The 19,802-nt window shown below is 67.9% G+C and carries 17 protein-coding genes and 1 tRNA gene; 6 read left to right on the top strand and 12 right to left on the bottom strand.

The genetic code is table 11. The annotated features are described in order from the left end of the window. Positions 1-47: 47 nt before the first annotated feature. Complete coding sequence (locus tag C5E41_RS26740; RefSeq protein WP_143860433.1) at positions 48-482, top strand: protease inhibitor I42 family protein; 435 nt, start codon at positions 48-50, stop codon at positions 480-482. 24 nt (positions 483-506) lie between these two features. On the opposite strand, the gene abc-f is transcribed toward C5E41_RS26740, so the two are convergent. From abc-f to C5E41_RS26715, 5 genes are all read right to left on the bottom strand, one after another. Beyond that, a complete protein-coding gene (gene abc-f, locus C5E41_RS26735; RefSeq protein ID WP_104378547.1) occupies positions 507-2,174 on the bottom strand; it encodes a ribosomal protection-like ABC-F family protein in 1,668 nt (555 codons plus the stop codon). Between the two features lie 775 nt (positions 2,175-2,949). After that, positions 2,950-4,152, bottom strand: coding sequence for an RNA polymerase sigma factor (locus C5E41_RS26730; protein WP_104378503.1), 1,203 nt, complete (start codon positions 4,150-4,152; stop codon positions 2,950-2,952). Positions 4,153-4,156: 4 nt separating this feature from the next. Further along, entirely contained in the window at positions 4,157-4,501 is a 345-nt protein-coding gene (locus C5E41_RS26725) for a YciI family protein (RefSeq protein ID WP_104378502.1), read from the bottom strand. Between the two features lie 10 nt (positions 4,502-4,511). Beyond that, on the bottom strand, positions 4,512-5,093 hold the full coding sequence (locus C5E41_RS26720; RefSeq protein ID WP_104378501.1) for a dihydrofolate reductase family protein: 582 nt from the start codon (positions 5,091-5,093) through the stop codon (positions 4,512-4,514). Positions 5,094-5,226: 133 nt separating this feature from the next. After that, entirely contained in the window at positions 5,227-6,594 is a 1,368-nt protein-coding gene (locus C5E41_RS26715) for a DUF2254 domain-containing protein (RefSeq protein WP_104378500.1), read from the bottom strand. Positions 6,595-6,786: 192 nt separating this feature from the next. Here C5E41_RS26715 and C5E41_RS26710 point away from each other — a divergent pair, with 192 nt between their 5' ends. The 4 genes from C5E41_RS26710 to C5E41_RS26695 all read left to right on the top strand — a co-directional run bounded on the left by C5E41_RS26710 (position 6,787) and on the right by C5E41_RS26695 (position 10,674). Then, the gene (locus tag C5E41_RS26710; RefSeq protein ID WP_104378499.1) at positions 6,787-8,031 is read left to right on the top strand and encodes an MFS transporter; all 1,245 of its coding nucleotides are present in this window, start codon (positions 6,787-6,789) and stop codon (positions 8,029-8,031) included. A gap of 8 nt (positions 8,032-8,039) precedes the next feature. Further along, positions 8,040-8,411 carry an ArsR/SmtB family transcription factor gene (locus C5E41_RS26705; RefSeq protein WP_104378498.1) on the top strand — a complete coding sequence of 124 codons (372 nt, stop codon included), beginning with the start codon at positions 8,040-8,042 and terminating at the stop codon, positions 8,409-8,411. Positions 8,412-8,594: 183 nt separating this feature from the next. After that, positions 8,595-9,968: a hypothetical protein gene (locus C5E41_RS26700; protein ID WP_104378497.1), complete on the top strand. Its 1,374-nt coding sequence runs from the start codon at positions 8,595-8,597 to the stop codon at positions 9,966-9,968. 283 nt (positions 9,969-10,251) lie between these two features. Continuing rightward, the gene (locus C5E41_RS26695; protein ID WP_104378496.1) at positions 10,252-10,674 is read left to right on the top strand and encodes a DUF7144 family membrane protein; all 423 of its coding nucleotides are present in this window, start codon (positions 10,252-10,254) and stop codon (positions 10,672-10,674) included. 290 nt (positions 10,675-10,964) lie between these two features. Here C5E41_RS26695 and C5E41_RS26690 read toward each other — a convergent pair whose 3' ends face one another. From C5E41_RS26690 to C5E41_RS26675, 4 genes are all read right to left on the bottom strand, one after another. Beyond that, positions 10,965-12,584 (bottom strand): SulP family inorganic anion transporter, encoded by a 1,620-nt coding sequence (locus C5E41_RS26690; RefSeq protein ID WP_258081274.1) that lies wholly within the window; start codon positions 12,582-12,584, stop codon positions 10,965-10,967. Continuing rightward, positions 12,581-14,416, bottom strand: a complete 1,836-nt coding sequence (locus C5E41_RS26685; RefSeq protein ID WP_104378495.1) for a phosphoenolpyruvate carboxykinase (GTP) — start codon at positions 14,414-14,416, stop codon at positions 12,581-12,583. The genes C5E41_RS26690 and C5E41_RS26685 overlap by 4 nt, the downstream gene beginning before the upstream one ends. A 110-nt stretch (positions 14,417-14,526) precedes the next feature. Next, the gene (locus C5E41_RS26680; RefSeq protein ID WP_104378494.1) at positions 14,527-14,826 is read right to left on the bottom strand and encodes an ArsR/SmtB family transcription factor; all 300 of its coding nucleotides are present in this window, start codon (positions 14,824-14,826) and stop codon (positions 14,527-14,529) included. 129 nt (positions 14,827-14,955) lie between these two features. Then, positions 14,956-15,333: a VOC family protein gene (locus C5E41_RS26675; protein ID WP_104378545.1), complete on the bottom strand. Its 378-nt coding sequence runs from the start codon at positions 15,331-15,333 to the stop codon at positions 14,956-14,958. Between the two features lie 758 nt (positions 15,334-16,091). On the opposite strand from C5E41_RS26675, the gene C5E41_RS26670 reads away from it, so the two are divergent. Then, positions 16,092-16,165 (top strand) — tRNA-Pro (locus tag C5E41_RS26670). An 86-nt stretch (positions 16,166-16,251) separates the two neighbouring features. Here the strand turns inward: C5E41_RS26670 and C5E41_RS26665 are convergent. From C5E41_RS26665 to C5E41_RS26655, 3 genes are all read right to left on the bottom strand, one after another. Next, a complete protein-coding gene (locus tag C5E41_RS26665) occupies positions 16,252-17,421 on the bottom strand; it encodes a site-specific integrase (RefSeq protein ID WP_181063442.1) in 1,170 nt (389 codons plus the stop codon). A 353-nt stretch (positions 17,422-17,774) separates the two neighbouring features. Beyond that, complete coding sequence (locus C5E41_RS34560; RefSeq protein WP_258081273.1) at positions 17,775-18,467, bottom strand: transposase; 693 nt, start codon at positions 18,465-18,467, stop codon at positions 17,775-17,777. Positions 18,468-18,951: 484 nt separating this feature from the next. Next, a complete protein-coding gene (locus C5E41_RS26655; protein WP_258081272.1) occupies positions 18,952-19,674 on the bottom strand; it encodes a TetR/AcrR family transcriptional regulator in 723 nt (240 codons plus the stop codon). Positions 19,675-19,802: the final 128 nt, after the last annotated feature.

Genomic DNA, 19,802 nt, shown 5'->3' with positions numbered 1-19,802 from the left:
GCACGACTGTAGGGTGTGGACGCCCGTTTGAATATGGAAGGAATGCGGTGCGTACACCTTTGCTGATGGTTGTGTTCGGTTTGGCGCTGACGGCCGGTGGGGCGAATGCGGTTGCCGGGGCCGACCCGATTCCCGCGGTGCCCGGTGCCGTGCAGGCGGTATCGGAGCCGATCATCGTCGGTACCGACGGCGACGGCGGAACCACGACCCTCGACGTCGGTCAGGAACTGGCGGTGGCCCTGCCCGACAACCCGACGTCCGGTTACGTCTGGCAGATCGGTGAAGTCGACCGCGGGGTGCTCGCTCAGGAGGGTGACCCGGTGTTCCGGCCGGGCAGCTCGATGCCGGGTGCGCCCGGTACCAGCGTGTGGACCTTCACCGCTGCCCGCGCCGGCAGCACCCGCCTGAGTCTGGTGTCGGTGCGGCCGTGGGATCAGGCCAACCCGGGCCAGCGATTCTCGATGACCGTCACCGTGCGGTAGCGCTTTCGACATCGATACGGCCCGTTACCGGAAGGGACGGGCCGTTCGCGTATCCGCGGGCGCGGCCGGGACGTTGTCGTCGGCCAGCCGGCCGTCCGCGAGTCGCAACCGCCGGCTCACCCGCATCTCGGCCAGGAACTGTTCGTCGTGACTGACGACCACGATCGCGCCCCGATAGGACTCCAGGGCGCCGACCAGCTGTCCGACACTCACCAGATCGAGGTTGTTGGTGGGTTCGTCGAGCAGCAGCAGTTGGGGCGCGGGTTCGGCGAACAGCACGCAGGCCAGTGTGGCCCGCAGTCGCTCCCCGCCGGAGAGGACGCCGACCGGCAGATGGGCGCGCGAGCCGCGGAACAGGAAGCGCGCCAACAGATTCATCCGCTGCGCGGTGGGCAGGTGCGGGGCGGCGGCGGCCAGATTCTGCGCCACGGTCCGGCCGGCATCGAGCAGGTCCAGCCGCTGGGACAGGTACGCGATCCGGCCGTCGGCGCGGGTGACGGTGCCACTGTCGGGGGTGAGGTCACCGTGCACGATGCGCAGCAGCGTGGACTTGCCCGCGCCGTTGGGTCCGGTCAAGGCGATGCGCTCGGGTCCGCGGACGGTGAGATCGGCGCCCTCGCCGGCGAACAACTCGCGCTCGCCGAAGCGGAACCGGATGTGCTCGGCGGCGAACAGGGTACGACCGGCCGGGACCTCGGTATCGGGCAGGTTCAGCACGATGCGCTGTTCTTCGCGCAGCGCCCGCCCGGCCTCGTCGAGGCGGTTCTTCGCGGCGTCGAGACGGGCGCCGTGGGTTTCGTTCGCGCGGCCCGCCGACTGCTGGGCATTGCGTTTCATGGTGCCGGCGAAGATCTTCGGCAGTCCGGCGTTGCCAAGATTGCGTTGTGCGTTGCTCGCCCGGCGCGCGGCGCGTTCGCGAGCCTGCTGCAATTCCCGCTTCTCGCGCTTGACCTCCTGTTCGGCGGTGCGAATGTTCTTCTCCGCCACCGTCTGCTCGGCCTGTACCGCTTGCTCGTAGTCGGTGAAACCGCCGCCGTAGTAACGGATTTCGCCGTCGTAGAGCTCGGCGATGCGATCGGTGCGGTCGAGCAGGGCTCGGTCGTGGCTGACCAGCAGCAGGCAGCCGTTCCAGTCGGTGAGCACGTCGTAGAGCCGGTGGCGGGCCTCGAGGTCGAGGTTGTTGGTCGGTTCGTCGAGCAACAGCACATCCGGTCGCCGCAGTAGCTGGGCGGCCAGTCCGAGCGAGACGATCTGCCCGCCGCTGAGGGTGTGCAGCCGCCGGTCGAACGGCAATGCGCCCAGCCCGAGCCGGTCCAATTGGGCGCGGGTGCGTTCCTCGATGTCCCAGTCGGTGCCGATGGTGGTGAAGTGCCGCTCGTCGGTGTCGCCGGATTCGACGGCCGCCAGGGCGGCGAGCACCGGCGCGACGCCGAGGACTTCGGCGACGGTCAGCTCCGCGGTCAGGGGCAGATTCTGCGGCAGATAACCGAGGGTGCCGGCGACGGTGACGCTGCCCGCCGAGGGCATCAGCTCGCCGGCGATCAGCCGCAGCAAGGTGGTCTTCCCGGCGCCGTTGGGGGCGACCAGGCCGGTCCGCCCGCCCGGCACGCTGAAGGACAGATCCCGGAACACCGGGGTGTCGTCGGGCCAGGTGAACGACAGGTTCGAACAGACGATGAAGGCATCGGACATGGTGAGACCTCGAAAGTCGTTGCGGCACAGTGCGACCGCGCCGCAGGGTGATCGGGTGAACGACGACATGGCCACGTCGGCGGCGCCGCGTGCGCCTACCGGTGGCCGTGACTTCCGGGTCTATCCGGAGATGTCGAGTTCACCAACCATGTCTGGTCTCCTTGATCTACCGACTTCGCCCGACGATAACAGCCGGACCGCATCTCACGGAAAAGGTGAGGTCCGGTTGCCGCTCGCGCGTTGACAGGCCGTCCCGGCGGCTTTAATCGTGACAGTGACAAGATTTGCCGATTCGGAGGGTTGGGCCCGCACAGGAGTGCTCACGGATGTCGCTGGTCGGACGGGAAGCAGAACTCACGTGCAGCAGCGCGGTTTTACCGATCCCGCTTCGCCCGCGATGACGACGACACCGCCGCGCTCCGCGATGCCGGCGATCGATTCGTCCAGGTATTTGCGCGGCCCTGGGGTGATCGCGCACGGCGCGAACTCCGGGGCGCGGGGGAGCGCCCGCAGCCTTCGCGCAGGCCGTGATCGACGCCGATAATCTCTGAAACCCGCTGGGAGACAGCGCAACACCCGCGCCCGCGATGATGCGGAGCGGGTGTTTTCAGCGTTGTCTCGGGGCAGTGGTCTCAGGGCATCGGTGGCACCGCCCGATACCTGGCGGACCGATTCGGCTGCCGGTCACCGGAGTCGATCTGGTCGAGGAGTATCGCGAGATCGCCCGACAGGCGGCTGCGCGCGATTCGCGCGGTGGCCCGGGCGCGGTGACCGGTCAGCGGGGTGTGAGCGCGGCGCTTCGGGTGGCCAGGTAGTCGCGTTCGCGTTGATTTCCGGTGAGGCGGGCCGCGGTATCGAAACTGCGTCTCGCCTCGTCCGTCCTGCCCAGGCGGGCGAGCAAGTCCGCGCGAACGGCATGGAACAGGTGGTGCTCGGTCAGCTCAAGGACGTCGACGAGACCCAGTGCCGCGGCGGGGCCGTCGACCTCGGCCACCGCCACTGCTCGATGCAGTGCGACAACGGGATTCGGGTCCAGTCGCGCCAACAGGTCGTACAGCGCGAGGATCTGCGTCCAGTCGGTGACCGGATCGGTGTGCGCGGCATTGATCGCGGCGAGCAGCTGGTACCGGCCGGGACGGTTGCGGCGCAGGCAGGTGCGGACGATGGCCCGGCCCTCCGCGACCAGTGCGGCGTCCCAGCGCCCGCGGTGCTGGTCGGCGAGCCGGACGAAGGCGCCGGTCGAATCGGTGCGGGCGTCGCGGCGAGCGTGGGTGAGCAGCATGAGGGCGAGCAGGCCCGTTGCCTCCGGCTCGTCGGGCATCGACTCGACCAGTGCGCGAGTGAGCCGCACGGCTTCCTCGCACACGTCCGCGCGCAGCAGTTGCGTGCCCGACGAGGCGACATATCCCTCGTTGAAGATGAGGAACAGGGTGGCGAGCACGGAATCGAGCCGTTCGGGCAGTTCGGCCTCGCCGGGCACCCGGTACGGGATACGGGCGTCGCGAATCTTGGCCTTCGCGCGGGCCAGTCGCTGCGCCATCGTCGTCTCCCGGACCAGGAACGCACGGGCGATTTCGGGCGTTGTCAGCCCGCCCAGCAGCCGCAGGGTCAGCGCGACCTGCGCGGGCCGGTTCAGTGCCGGATGGCAGCAGGTGAAGATCAGCCGGAGTCGCTCGTCGGGCACGGCGGTCTCCTCGGCGTCGTCGGGCGGTGCGTGCACGATCGCCGCCTCGGCGTACTTGCCGGCCCGGGCGGATTCGCGGCGCAGCTGGTCGATGGCCCGGCGCCGGGCGGTGGTGATGATCCACCCGGCCGGCCTCGGCGGCGGCCCGTCCTGTGGCCAGCGGCGCAGCGCGGTGGCGAAGGCGTCGGCGACCGCGTCCTCGGCCAGGTCGATATCGCCGAGCATGCGAATCAGCACGGCGACGGCCCGGCCGTATTCGGCGCGGAAGACGGCGGCGATCTGTTCCGGTGTCATCGTGTCAGAACGGCGGAACGTCCTGGAACGGGCGGATTTCGATCGGCAACGTGGTGGCCGCCGCGGCCTTGCGTCCCCACGCCAGCGCCGCGTCCAGATCGGCCGCGGTGATCACCCAGATGCCACCGATATGTTCCTTGCCCTCTAGATAGGGCCCGTCGGTGATCAGCCCGTCGGCTCGCACCACGGTCGCACTGTCCGCCGCATGCAGGCCGCCGGTGAACACCCACGACCCGCTGTCGCGCAATTCCTCGTTGAGACGGTGCAATTCGGCGGCGATCCGGTCCATGGTCGCGGCATCGGGCGCACCACTGTCGGGTTGATAGATCGAGAGCAGATACTGGGGCACGGCCCTCTCCTCAGCGCCGGGCGTAGCGGGCGATGAGCACACCCGCGGTGGTCGCGACGCTACCGAGAAGGCGAAATTCGGTCAACGGCGCCGCGCCCTCGAACAACCTGGCCCCCGCACCGAGGGTGAGTGGGTGAATCACCAGCGTGTACCGATCGATCAACCCGGCGGCGTGCAGGCCGCGCACCAGGGCCGCACTGCCGATGATCGACAGATCCTTCCCCGGACGTGACTTCAATTCGCGCACGGTCCGAGTCGCGTCGCCGCGCAACAGAATCGAGTTCTGCCACGCGTCGACATCGTCGAGGCCGGACGACGCGACGTACTTCGTCGCCGCGTTCATATGTTTGCTGTAGGGATTGTCGTCCGCCTGTCCCCATACCGCGGTGAAGTCCTCCCAGGTGCGCCGCCCGAACAACATGTCGCCGGGCTGTGCCATATCCCTGCCCATGTCCCGGGCGAGCACGTCGTCCTGAAATCGCTGCCCCCAGCCGCCGAACGGAAAACCACCCCGGGTGTCCTCGTCCGCACGTCCCAGCCCCTGAACGACACCGTCGAGCGTGACATTCATGGTCACCGTGATCGTTCGCATCGCCCTGCTCCTCTCGACTCCGGGAACGCGCACGATCGCGCCCCTCACCTCCTATACGAACGGCGGCCGCCGAGATCGACATCGCGCGAAGAACCCGGTGGTGGCCCGGCCGATCTGAGCGCCGCCGGCGCGGCTACGGCTTCGGATTCGGAGCGGGCGTGGCCTTGCGTGATCGCGTGGCGAGCGCTGAGCGCTCGGCCGCGATCTGGCCGCGCAGGGCGTGGCAGCGGCGCAGGACGTCGGCGCGGTCGGGTTCTTCCGGGATGAGCGGGACGGCGTGCTCGATCATCGTCGCTTGTTCGAGGATCACCCGGAGCCGGTCCGGGTCGGTGACGCGGTCGGCGATCTGCGCCAGCGCGTCGAGCTGGCGGATCATCACGGCCGGCTGTCCGGCCCCCGCCTGGCGGATCTTCTCGAATGCGCGCTGCACCAGCCGCTCGTAGCTGACCTGCGCGGCGAGCACCCGGATATGACCGTCCTTGTCGCGGCGCACCGGATTCGGATCCCAGGTGACCGCGATCCGCGACAGGCAGTCGCCGAGCCAATCGATGCACGTCAGCACCGTGAACGTGTCGTTGGTCGCGGCGGCGAGCGCGCGCAGTGCGACCTCGACGATCTGATCGACGCCGAAGGACACATCCTGCACCAGGCTGCGCATCGAGCCGGTGACGTGGCCGCGGGAGAATTTCTTCTCGATCCCCTTCGCGGCCTGCGCCGGCCACACGCGCGCGATCACCTGCCCCTCGGTCACGAAATGTCCTGGGCGATAAGGTAAATGGATGACCGCATCCGCTTCGGCGGCCAGCCGGACCAGCCGCTCGTAGCGGATGTACTGAAGATATCCGCTGCTGGATGTGCGCACCTCGCCACCGGAGCGGGCCAGCAGATCGCGGAGTTCGCGCGCCGACGGACCGTGTTTCGCCCCGCTCGCGGTGGTGTCGGCGTTGGCGTCGACCGCGGTGCGTACTTCGCGGGCGATGTCGGCGACCACATTCGGCAGTTGGATCTGCCCGCCGATGTGATTGATGAAATAGATGAGCACCGCCAGATCCACCACCAGCGAGCCGATCGACACCGTCGCGCTGATGTGCGGGACGAAATTCTCGCCGACCGACACCAGTGCCGCGATGGCGTAGACGAAGGTCGCGACGAAGGTGCCGAGCGTCAGCTGGGTGCCGCGGTCGCGGATGAAATTGCGCAACATGCGCGGCCCGAACTGGGTGGAGGCCAGCGTCAGCGCCAGGATCGTGATCGAGAAGACGACACCGACCACGGTGATGATCGCGGCCGCGATGGCGGTGAGAACCTGGCGTGCCGCATCGGGCGTGCCGCCCAGCACCCAGGTGGGCAGGTTCGTGCCGCTGTGATAGGCCGCGCGGTCGAGGCTGAAGGTCAGCGCGAACAGCGCCACCGCGGCCAGGACTTCCAGCGTCGGGACGAACCACAGATTGGTGCGCAGCCGTTCCTGCCATCGATCCGCCTCGAGCGAGATCCCGTGCACGCTGGACCTCCTTGCTCTCGCCGGCGGCGAATCTCCGGCCTGTCGACCCGAACCTACCTCCACTTCTCGGCAGAGATCGAATCATGGTGCGGCGCGACCGGAGCCGTTGAAGCGGCAATAAGTTCGCAATTGCGCACCTATTGTCTTAAACTGGCCGTGTTCGATGGATCCTGCGCATTCTGGAGGTTCGACGTGCTGGAGGTGTTGCGGCACGACCGTTTCCGGCGCTTGTTCACCGCGCAGGTGGTGGCCCTCGTCGGAACCGGTCTGCTGACGGTCGCGCTGGGTTTGGCGGCCTACGATCTGGCCGGATCCGATGCCGGTGCGGTGCTGGGCACGGCGCTCGCGATCAAGATGGTCGCCTACGTCGGCGTGGCGCCGGTGGTATCGGCGCTGACCGATCGGGTGCCGCGGCGGATGTTGTTGGTCTCGGCCGATGTGGTCCGGCTGGTCATCGCCTTGCTGTTGCCGCTGGTCACGCACGTCTGGCAGATCTATGTCCTGATCTTCGTGCTGCAGGCGGCCTCGGCGACGTTCACCCCGGCATTCCAGGCGGTCATCCCGTCGATCCTGCCCGACGAGGAGGACTACACCCGTGGGCTGTCGCTCTCGCGGCTGGCCTACGACCTGGAATCGCTGCTCAGTCCCGTACTGGCGGCGGCTTTGCTGACCGTGGTCGGCTACCATCTGCTGTTCGTCGGCACCGCGGCAGGTTTCGCGACCTCGGCGATCATGGTCGTGCGCACCTCGCTACCTCGATCGGTGCCCGCCGACCGCTCCAGCTCGCTTCCGGCACGGATCACTTGGGGCGCACGGCTCATGGCGGCCAGTCCGGTGCTGCGCGGGTTGCTGGCGATGAACGTTGCTGTCGCCGCGGCGACCTCGCTGGTCGTGGTCAATACCGTGGTCTATGTGCGCGGCCTGCTGCACGGTCCGGCGCCCGCGGTCGCGGTGGCGCTGGGCTGTTTCGGCGGCGGTTCGATGATCGTCGCGCTGGCGATCCCGCGACTGCTCACCGGCATTCCCGATCGCCGCCTCATGCTGATCGGCTGCGCGACCCTGCCCGTCGGCCTCGCCGGCGCCGCGACGCTCGCCGTGCTAGAGCCCGGACCACGGGTGGGCTGGGTGTTGCTCGGGGTCGCCTGGTCGATCATGGGGATGGGCACCTCGCTGATCAACACGCCCTCGGCGCGGCTGCTGCGCGCCCAATCCGACGGCAGCACTCGCACGGCCGTGTTCACCGCGCAGTTCTCGCTCTCGCACGCCTGTTTCCTGGTGACCTATCCGATCGCCGGCTGGCTGGGCGCCGCCGCCGGACAAGCCGGCGCCGCGCTGACCCTGATGGTCCTGGCGGCCGTGGCCGCCGTGGTTGCCACGCGAATGTGGCCGGTCCACGTATCGTCGGGTGCGCAGATGGCCACAGCAGGAAGTCGGTGAACCAGCCCATGACCGGTGAGGAAACCCCCGCAATCGGCGCTCTGCCGCCCAGCCTGGTGCACATCGTCGAACCCGACCCGGCCCGCCTCGAGGCGGCTACCTCGGTGTTCCGGATGCTCGCCGACTCGACCCGGCTGCACATTCTGTGGGTTCTCGCCGACGGCGAGGCCGACGTCACGGCGCTCACCGAGGCCTGCGGCGGCTCCCGCACCGCGGTCAGCCAGCACCTGGCGAAACTGCGCTTCACCGGTATGGTCGAAACTCGCCGCGAAGGCCGCCGCATCATCTACCGCATCCGCGACGGCCACCTCGCCCGCCTCGTCCGGGAAGGACTCAACCTCGCCGACCACATCGTCACCGGCGAGCTGCCCCACGAATAGGGCACGGTTCGAGCGGCCCGTTCATCGCCCGCGAGCGACGATCCGGCCGGTGTCGCCGCGGGAAACGACCGGTCACGGTGTGGGATCGATCCAGGGTCGGCGGCGAACGCGTTGTTCTTCGAAGGCGGTGGCGCCGAATCAATTCTGGGCCGTGTCGATCGGCCCGGAAGGGTGTGAGCCGTCATGTCCGCCGATGATCGAGATGCCCGCCCACCGGAGTCGAGTGCGGCACTGTCCGCCGACGATCGCGCCGAACTCGAGCGGTTGCGCGCCTATGCCGCGACGCATCCACCGCACCCATCTCATCGGCACGCGTGGCGCTGGACCGGCGTCGTCCTGCTGCTGGTCCTGACCGCGGTACTGATCATGGGATCGGTGACGACGCGGTTCGTGCGCAGCCAGATCTTCGATACCGACCGCTACGTCACGACCGTCGCACCGCTGGCGACCGATCCGGCGATCCAGAAGGAATTGGCCGACAAGATCACCGATGCGATCGTCACTCGCGTCGACATCAAGGCGTATACGGCGGATGCGGTCAACGCGCTCACGCAGAACGTCGGGCAATTGTCGGATCGTCCCCGTGCCGTCGCGGCGCTGAACAGTCTGCCCGCGCTGGTGGCCGATCAGGCCGAGAACTACATTCACCAGGCTGCGACGGCCGTGGTGACCAGCGATCAGTTCGTCGAGGCGTGGGATACCGCCAACCGCCGCGCGCACGACGCACTGGTCCACGTGGTCAAGGGCGAGACCAGACCAGGGATCGAGGTCAGCGACAACGGCACCGTGAGCATTTCGCTGAAGCCGATCCTCGCGACCGTGCGCGAACGGCTCGACGCACGCGGCGTCAGCTTCGCCGACAAGATTCCCGATGTCGACGCGCAATTCGTCATCTTCCATGCCACCGAGCTGCCCAAGTACCAGAAATGGCTGCGAGCGCTCGACCGCACGGCGAACATCCTGCCGTGGGTGGCGCTGGCCACCGCGGTGGGTGCGGTGTGGCTGGCTCCCCGCGGGCGGCGGCTGCGGACCCTCGCCCTGGTCGGCGTCGCCGGCGCGGTCGCGATGGTGCTGCTGGCCGTCGGGGTGGTGATCGCTCGCGGCATCTACCTCGATTCCGTTCCGCCCGACGCGCTGTCGCCACCGGCCGCCACGGCGCTGTTCGATACCGTGATCCACCCGCTGCGAGTGTCGCTGCGCGCGGTCGCGGTCGTCAGCCTGGTCGTGGCCGCGGTGGGATATCTGGCCGGGCCGTCCCATTCGGCGCAGTCCGTGCGTTCCGGCTTCGGGCGGCTCATGGTCGCAGTCCGCGGTCGGCGTGGGCGCCCGCCCAACGTGGTCGAGTCGTTCGTCGCGCATTACCGCACACCGCTGCGCCTCGCCGTGCTCGCCGGCGCGGTGCTGGTGCTGGTGCTGTGGCCCTACGCGACCGGCTTGGTCGTGGTGGGGATCGTGCTTGTCGCGGGGGCGCTGCTGCTGATCGTCGAGATCCTCGCGCGGCCCGCGTCGGCGCCCGACACCACGGCGCAGACCGAGCCCACCGCGACCACCGGGTGACGCGGAATCCGGCGATTCGGTTACGTTTCGGGGTCGATCGCCCCGTCCGCCGGTTCCTGATTATCCGCGACGTTTTCCGCGACGAATCGTTAGATGCCCGGTTGGCTCGCCGAATTCGTCCATCGAGCGATGTACCAGGTCGATGAGCGAACCGGGACCATCATCCGCCGCGGCGGCTGGTCAGGAGGCAGCGCAGGGCCGCATGTCACAACCCACCGGAACCGACGCATGTCGGTACCGCCGGCGAATCCGCCGGCGAGGTCACGAAAAGGGGTGAGCCGTCGTGACGGCTACGGAACACGGACCACGGAATGGGCGATCCGACACCCGGTATGCGGTTGCGGCCGGTACATCGCTGGCCGCGGCGGCCCTACTGGCCGTCACCGGGATCGTCTCCATCCTGCAGGGCATTTCGGCTATCGCGAAGGACGACGTCTATATCTCCGGGCCGCAGTACATCTACAAGTTCGACATCAGCGGTTGGGGATGGATCCACCTGATCCTCGGCATCCTGATGGTGGCGGCCGCCGCCGGGTTGTTCACCCGTTCGACCTGGGGGCAGATGTTGGCGATCGCGCTACTGGGTTTGTCGATCATCGCCAATTTCCTGTGGCTGCCGCACTATCCGTGGTGGTCGATCCTGGTCATCGCCCTCGACATCGTGGTGATCTGGGCGATCGCCACCTGGGATCCGCACAGAGTCTGAGATCTCGCGCAGGCCGGACCGGGTCTCGGGGACGCGGTCCGGTCGCCGCGCGCTCACCCGCAGCCACCGCATCGGCGCGTTGAACTCGTCCGTTCCGTACCATTCGCGCAGCGCCTCGGCCGACAGCAACGTGTCGTAGATCTGCGGGGATCGATCCGGTGAAGGACGTGTCCCCGCCGTCGGCCGGTGAGCCGGGCCCCGGATCACCACTCACAGCAGGCGATGCTACGCGCGCCCGGCCGCTGCCGAACGAGATCGCCGCGGCGCCGGTGGGTTTCGCCTCGCGGCGATCACATGGCGCGCGCGTATGCGAGGGCGTCGGGCGTCTGCTCGAAGATCTGTGTCTCGCCGCCCGCGGGCAGGGCTCCGAGCGCCGCGAGCCGGCGGCGATGCTCGTCGCGCAGGCCCGACATCAGGACCGTGATATCGCGGTGCTGCAGTTTCGCGATGGCGTCCTTGAGGACCAGTGCGCCGGTGGTGTCGAGGGCGGTGACACGTGACATCCGCAGCACCACCACATGGACGTCGGCGACCTCGGTCAGCTCCAGCAGGAAGCGGTGCGCGGCGGCGAAGAACAGCGGCCCGTCGATGCGGTAAGCGACGATGCGGTCGTGCAACAGGCGGTGTTCCTCGCCGAGGTGGTCGCTCTCGTCGAGCGGAACCTGGTGCAGCCGAGCCTCTTTCGCCACCGAACGCAGGGCCAGGACGACGGCGATCGCGACGCCTACACCGACGGCGGTCACCAGGTCCATAGCGACCGTGACCAGGAACGTCGCCGCCATGATGAGCGCGTCGCCGCGCGAGGCGCGCGCGATCGCGGTCAGCGACGCGGTTTCCACCATACGGACCGTCGTGGCCAGCAGCACCCCGGCCAGCGCCGCGACCGGGATATCGGCGACGAGTGGTGCGGCCGGATAGATGATCGCGGCCAGGACCACCGCGTGCGCCAGCGCGGCCAGCCGGGTGCGCGCCCCGGAGCGGACATTGACAGCGGTGCGGGCGATCGCACCGGTTGCCGGCACCCCGCCGAACAGCGGTGCGGCGATGTTGGCCAAACCCTGTCCCAACAGTTCGCGGTCGGGATCGTGGCGCGTGCCGACGGCCATGGCGTCCGCGGCGGTCGCCGACAGCAGTGATTCGAGTGCACCCAGCGCGGCGACCGCCAGCGCGGGCGCCACCAGTGATCCGAGGCTGCCCCAGTCGAGGAAGTCCAGGGTGGGGGCACTGAGTCCCGACGGGAGAGCGCCGATGGCCGCGGTGTGGATATCGAAGAACGCGACCACGACGGTCGCGCCGGCGACGGCCAGCAACGCGAAGGGCAGCTTCGGCAGGAAGCGCCCGCCGACGAGCATCACCGCGGCCACCGCGACAGCGATCGCGACCGGCGCGAGATGCGGTTGCGAAATATATTGGCGCACCGCGTCATAGGCCGACTGCCAGACTTTGTCCCCGTGCGCGTGCGCGATGCCGAGGGCGTTGGGGAACTGCTGCAAGGCGATCACCACGGCGATGCCGGCGGTGAAGCCCTCGATCACCGGGGCCGGCATGTATCGCACCGCACGCCCGGCCCCAGCGACCGCGAGCGCCACCAGCACGATGCCGGCCATCAGGCCCACGGCCAGCACCCCGCCCCCGCCGTGCTGATGGACGATCGGAACCAGTACGACGGTCATCGCGCCGGTCGGCCCCGACACCTGGAAACGGGAGCCGCCGAATATCGCGGCCACGACGCCCGCGACGACCGCGGTGGTCAGTCCGGCCGCGGCGCCGAGTCCGGAGCTGATGCCGAATCCCAGTGCCAGCGGCAACGCCACCAGGGCGACGATCAGACCCGACAGCAGATCCGGGCCCGGGGTGCGGACGGCCGGACGCCAGTCCGACCAGCGGGGGAGCAGTGAGGTGATGTTCACAATCGTGCGGCCAGACGTAGTTTCAGCGCGGCGAGCTGTTCCCGCAACGGTTCGGGCAGGCGATTGCCGCCGATGGTGGCGTACCAGTGGTCGATGTCGGCCACCTCGGCCACCCACTCGTCGATGTCGACCGCGAGCGATGCTGCCGTCCGGGCGCGCTGCCGGTCGTCGAGACCGGTGAGATCGAGTGCCTCGACCGCCGGTACGTAGCCGATCGGGGTCTCGACCGCCTCGGCGGTGCCGTCGAGACGCTCCAGCGCCCACTGCAACACGCGCACGTTGTCGCCGAAGCCGGGCCACAGGAATTCGCCTTCGGGACCGCGGCGAAACCAGTTGACCTGGAAGATCTTCGGCAGTTTCGCCGGGTCGGCGCCGGCGCCGAGCCGGAGCCAGTGGGCGAAGTAGTCACCGACGTGATAGCCGAGGAACGGCAGCATCGCCATCGGATCGCGCCGTACGACGCCGACCCTCCCGGCCGCGGCGGCGGTGGTTTCCGACGACAGCACCGAGGCGGTGAACACCCCGTGGGCCCAGTCGAAGGACTCGGCGACCAGCGGCACGGTGGTGGCGCGACGGCCGCCGAAGAAGATCGCCGAAATCGGCACGCCGGCCGGATCGTTCCATTCCGGAGCCACCGACGGACACTGGCGAATCGGTGTGCAGTACCGCGAATTCGGATGCGCGGCAGGTGTTCCCGAGGCGGGCGTCCAGTCCTCGCCGTGCCAGTCGACGAGATGGGCGGGTCGCTCGGTGGTCAATCCCTCCCACCACACGTCCCCGTCGTCGGTGCGGGCGGTATTGGTGAAGATCGAATTGCCCTTCGCGATGGTGGCGATCGCGTTGGGGTTGGTGGTGGCGCCGGTGCCGGGGGCGACACCGAAGAATCCGGCCTCGGGATTGACCGCGTAGAGCCGGCCGTCGGGGCCGAAGCGCAGCCACGCGATATCGTCGCCGACGGTCTCGGCGGTCCAGCCGTCGAGCGCGGGTTCGAGCATGGCCAGGTTCGTCTTGCCGCACGATGAGGGAAACGCCGCGGCGACGTAGTGCGTCTTCCCTTGCGGGGAGGTCAGTTTCAGGATCAGCATGTGCTCGGCCAGCCACCCTTCGTCACGGCCGAGTACCGAGGCGATGCGCAGTGCGAAACACTTCTTGCCCAGCAGGGCGTTGCCGCCGTAGCCGGATCCGTAGCTCCAGATCTCGCGGCGCTCGGGAAAGTGTGAGATGTATTTGGTGGTATCGCACGGCCACGCCGCATCCGGCTCACCGGCGCCCAGCGGTGCGCCGACCGAATGCAGGCATTTGACGAATTCCGTTCCGGTCGTGAGCTTTTCCCACACGGCCTCGCCGGACCGCGTCATGATCTGCATCGACACCGCGACATATTCCGAATCGGTGATCTGCACACCGAATTTCGGGTCATCCGCATCCAGCGGCCCCATACAGAACGCGATGACATACATCGTCCGGCCGGCCATCGCGCCGCGATAGTGCTCGGTCATCAGCGTGCGCATATCTACCGGGTCGACCCAGTTGTTGGTCGGACCGGCATCGGTCTCGCGTTCGGAGCAGATGAACGTGCGATCCTCCACCCGCGCGACGTCGTCGGGATCGGAGGCACACCAGAACGAGTTCGGCTTGCCGGTCAGCGGAACGAACGTCCCCTTGTCGACCAATCGCGCGGTCAGCCGATCCCACTCCGCCCGGGAGCCGTCGCACAGGACGATGTGCTGGGGTGCCGTCAGCTCGGCCACCTCGGCGATCCACGCCAGAACACTTTCGTGAGCCACCGGAACCTCGTCGAGCCCTGCGATGACACGTGAACTGTTGGACACGAGACCTGCCTCCTTGATAAAGCTGCAATGTAGTTAGTTTAGAAAAGCTGCAAACAGTGGGTGCATCCGGGCCCCGGCTCCGCTGGGTTCCTGTCCCTACGCGGGGATCGTCAGGCGAGCTCTTCCAGTGCCTCCACTTGGCCCGCGACCACGCCGGTCAAGATCGCCCGTGCCACCACCAGCAATTCGGCGACCTGCGGGGAGGTGAGCTCGTAGGTGACCGACAGTCCCTCCCGCCGGGCCACGACCAGCCCGGCTCGGCGCAGAATCGCGAGCTGCTGCGACAGATTCGCCGGCTCGATACCGATCTCGGCCAGCATCTCGGAGACCGCGTGTTCGCGCTCGCTGAGCAGTTCGAGCACGCGAATCCGGATCGGATGTCCCAGCGTTTTGAAGAAATCCGCTTTCATCTGATAGAGGGGCCTGCTCAGTCCGGGCACGCAATCACTCCCTTTGGTCCGCGGCCCCACGGCCTGCCCGTCGCTATTGATTGCAGAGTTTAGCAAGCAAGGAAGTGTCGAGTTCTTCGCGCCCGCCTATCAGTCGGCCAGCCGCCACGGCGGATTGCGCCTGTTACCGGCGGCGTCGAAAAGGCACAGCCGGTGGCCGTCGGGATCACGTAACCGGGCTTCGCGCCACAGCCACGGCATATCGGCGGGGGGCCGCTCGAACGCGATGCCGGCGGCGGACAGGCGCCGGTATTCGCCGTCCAGGTCGTCGGTCTCGAAATAGACGGTGACTTCTTCACCGCCGGGCACGGCGTCGACGCGGTCGACCGAGAAGGTGCTCTCACCCGCGGGACATTCGAACCGCAGATAGTGCTCGGTCTTGACGATCAGGCGCAGCCCGAGCAGCCGATAGAAGTGCTCGGATCGATCGAGATCCGTGCTGCCGACCGTGACTTGGTTCAGACGCATGCCGTCCAGTGTCACCGTCGCGGCGCCGGATCGGCGGGCCGCCCTCGGGCGGGGGTGTGGCGCCGAGATGTTAATCCCCGGACCTCCTGGGTATGACGAAAAGCGCAGTCCGCAACTGTTACCGAAAGGAGGAACCCGATGATTATCGGTGATGTGTCTCAGATCGTGAACATGGTCGTGGGCTGGTTCGGGCAGATGCGCGGCGTGATCGGCATCTGACCTCGGTCCTTTCCGCACCAGTCGAACCGCACGAGATGCGGTTCGTCGGATGCGGGTCTGTCTGTCCCCCGGTCAGTTCGCCGGCTCCCTCTGTCCAGATCGTTGAGCCGGTCGACGAGCTGGATGGCGCGCAGTCCGGTGGCCCCACCATGATCGGGCGGGCGAACCTCGGCTTCTCCTGCTGTGCCTGCGATCCAATCGTGGGAAGGCGTAGCGCCACGGAATCCGGCCACACTTGGCTCGTGGAAGTCTCCGGTTTCGAACGACGCGTCGCCGACGAACGTTCCGCCTCGCATACGGCCACTTCGGAAGGGCGGCAGATTGATTCGGCTCGTCCTCGTGCCGACGCATCGGCGACGGCGCTCCCGCCGCCGCCGGCCTCGAGTCAACGCCCGCTCCAGGCACCGTTGACCAGACGACCCGCCTCAGGGACACCCACCCTGCCCGCGCCGCCCGCTCGGGATCGCCCACAAGCAGCGGATTTGGTCCAACAAGGGGGTAGTGAGGTAATCTCTTCGAGCACCCGCAAGCGGGAGCCACGGGCTGTGGCGCAGCTTGGTAGCGCACTTGACTGGGGGTCAAGTGGTCGCAGGTTCAAATCCTGTCAGCCCGACAACGAAAATCCCCTCCGACCAGCGTCGGAGGGGATTTTTCATCGACCGGGATACGCCCGGGATTCGATCCGATCTCACAGAAATCTCATGTTTTCGGACCTGCACCGCGGGCCCACTGCTCGAGGACCTCCCGATTGTCGGGCGCGGTCTCGGGAACGTCGATGTAGTGGGCCTTGGCCACGGCCTCGGTGTTGCCGAGCTGTCGCGCGGCCCGCCACAGTCGTCCGAAGTTGTTCGGATTGCGCAGCGAGCCGTTGCGGGCTGGAAACAGCACACCGTGCGGGTTGGGCTGGCCGGTCACCTCGAGGTCCTTCATCGCCTCACGGCATGCCTGTACCGCATGCTCCGGCAGTAACATCCTGCGCCAGCCGTGCTCCGACTTGGGGAAAGGCTGGCGGACCCACCCTCCCGTGCCCGCTCCTTTCACTTCGATCAGTGTTCCGGTGACGTCGAGGTAGGGGATGGGCGCGTCGAGATCGATGTCGTCGAGGCGGACTGCGAAAACCTCGTGCGGACGCAGGCCGGTGCCGCAGATCAGGTCCACCACCCACACCACCGACCAGTCGCGCGGCGGGCCGCAGGTGTATGAGGGGGTGCCGGGAATCTCCTCGCCGCGGGCCCATGCCCGCACCTGTTCCCGGAAGGCGGGTAACGCGTCGGGGTCGGCGACCTTTCCGCGGGCGCGAGTGCCGCGCCGTGTGAACGCGCTCACGCCGTCGACCGGGTTGGTGTCGATGGCGCCGGGACGTACTGCGATCTGCATCATCGCACGGAGAATGATCTTGTGCTGCTTGGCTTTGCGCCGCTTGCCCAATCCGACCAGGTGCTTGAGATGGCGATCCAGCTCGCCGGTCGTGGCCTGCCATACCTGCAGATTTCCCACGGAATTCTCGATCTTGACCGTCCTGGGGTCCGCGCGTTTGTCGGTCGACACATAGATCTCGCGCCGATAGTCCTCCACGTTGCCCTCGGTATAGGCCTCATCGGCCTCGAGGTCCGAAAGAAGTTCGGCGGCAAGCTCGATCAGCTTGGTACTGCGAGTGATGCGCCGGTAACCCAGCTGCTCCCGATAGTCACGCATCGCCTCCGCGAGCCGGTTGCTCGCGTCGTCGGAGCTGCGCCCGATCCGCTCGATCTGAGTCGGGCCGCTGGCGCCGTAGGAGCGAACCGTCGTGCGCCACCGACCGTTCTTCTGCTTCTTCGGTTTCGTCGGAACACCGAAAGTGCCCACCGGTCTCGGTAGCCGGCCTCCCATATCGCCTCCCTTGAACATTGAGCGCTGCCAACAGCTCGCCGATGAGACCGTGGACTCTCTCGTCCCGCCGGCCCGAACGCCCGCGCGAGTCGTCCTGAGCGCTACTGGTCGATGGCGTGGCGTTGCTGCCGAATTCACCAGCCGAAGCCTGGCCATCGCACCGCCGCCCTACAAGGCGTGAATAGTCGCTGCGAATTAGCTAGCGGTCCGTCGTGCGGACAGGACGAGAAAGATGCCGTTGCTTCCGGTTGGACGGTGCATGCACGGTGCCGCGTCGCTTCTTGCCGACAAGCAACAGCCGCAACGTATTTCATTGAGACGAATCGGATGCACAGGCAAATTGAGATCGGGATTCAGTCAGGAGACGCACTGTGCGTACTAGCTTGAGTTTTAACCCGTGCGGCGTGGTCGTGGTCCGGCGGGTTTCGATGCTTTCTGGTTGTTGGTGGTCTTGATGTGCACGTCGTAGCGGGGTGCCGGGCGCTGGTTGCGGTGACCGGGCGGTCTACCCGGTCCTGGTCGGGAGGGTTTCGGTGCCCCGGCGGGACAGGCGATGTTCCGGCGTAGGTGCCGAAACCCCCTTCGGCCCCCGCTGGCGTAAGTCGTTGCGGGGCAGTAGGTTTCTCCCACGGACGCCGCAGGTCGGCGGCCAGACCACGGGCCAGCCGTAGTTGGGTGTAGGCGGCCAGCAGTAGCCAGGTCCACCGGTCCGCTGCGGTCGGGTCGCGGGGTTTGGGGCAGGTCCAGCCGAGGGTCTGTTTCAGCATGCGGAAGGTGTGCTCGATAACAGTGTCGGGCTCGCCCCAGGTGGCCGGGTCACCGAAGACGAACTCGCCGCCGTGCCGGGGCGGTGTGCCGTTGGCACCGGGCTGCCGTGGTGGCGTCGCGTGGCGCAGCACCCGGTCCGACCGCATCCGGCCCAGCACGGCCACCGGGAGGTCGGCCAGCAGGAACGCCAGGCGCGCGGCTCGCGGCAGCGGCACCGCCGTCAGCGCCCGCCGCAGCCGAGCAATCTCGACCCGGCCCCGATCCAGCGCGGCATACACAGTGGCCCCGCCGATACTCGCCGACCAGCGACAACTCCGGCAGCGACCGCACCGGCTCGTCCGCGCACAACACCGCATCCACCAGCTCGAACACCGCATCCGACCGAGCGGTCACACACCGATAGAACTCCTGCCGGAACGCCGACAGATCCCCGAACACACCGGCGCAGCCGGTGTCGTGCACACTATTCACCGAAGCCCTTGGACTTGACCGTGGATCCGGCTTACGCCCACACCGCCTATGTGTTCGGTGAGCGCGCGGGGCAGTGAGCGGGCGGGATCTGGTATTCCAACCGCTCGTTCCTGCCGCCCGAGCAACGGTGGCGGGCCCGCCACCGAACGGTGTGCGGGTGCTGCCTGGATCGCGATCTCGAACGCACCAGCCGCGACTGCGGCACCTGCGGCTGGTGCTTCGGCTGCCAATCCAACCGGGCGGAATGGTGCCAGATGCAACATCCGGTGCATTCCGAACCTGCCGCTCGACTCAGGACTCGGTTCGATTCGAACCTCGCTCGGCAGCACTGGATATAGGGCGGGTAAGGCGGACCATGGCGCGGTAGAGGGCGCGTTGGCTGGGAGCCGGTGGTAGCGCGGGTGGTTCGGTGCCGGGAGTGGCGAAGGCGCGCAGCATGTAGCCGACGAGGCGCTGCCAGGTTTCGGGAGCGGCGTCAGCGGTGGCGGCGATGACGCCGGCGTTGGCCATGAGCAGCATGGGCATGTCCTGGTCGGTGAAGTCAGGACTGAGGTGGCCGCTGGCCTTGGCGCGGGTGATGAGTTCGACGAAGCCGTGATAGGCCTGCGCGCGGCGGGCTTCGAGGGATTTGGCGGCGGGGAAGGTCATGGTGAGCACGTCGGCGAAGCCGCGGTCGGCGGCCTGCATAGCGCAGATGGCGTGGACGTAGCCGGTGAACCCACGCCACGGGTCGGGATCGCCGAGGGCGGTCTCGACGGCGGCGGCGTAGCCGTCCATCCGGTCGGCGAATACCGCGGCGATGAGGTCTTCGCGGGTGGCGAAGCGCCGCGACAGGGTCGCTTTGCCGACACCGGCCTCGCGGGCGACCGCGGCCATCGACACCCCGAGGCCCTCCCGGGCGTACAGGCGCCGGGCCGCGGCGAGGATGCGTTCGCGGTTGCGTTCGGCATCGATGCGCAGCTCCGGCTCGGGCGGTTCGGCAGTGGTCGGACGAGGGATGTTCGGCGACGTCACACTCACCATCCTACCCAAATGGAACAACCTACCCACTTGTGTGGTTACACTCGCCGAGAGAATCGGGAAGCCCGTTCCAATTGTGGTTGTGTCCGCGTTCACCTGCACCGATAGTCGTTCGATGAGGA

The sequence above is a fragment of the Nocardia nova genome, from assembly GCF_002933465.1.
Classification (GTDB): Bacteria; Actinomycetota; Actinomycetes; order Mycobacteriales; family Mycobacteriaceae; genus Nocardia; species Nocardia nova_B.
The sequence above is the reverse complement of the archived record's forward strand: the minus strand, read 5'-3'. Positions and strand labels throughout refer to the sequence as shown.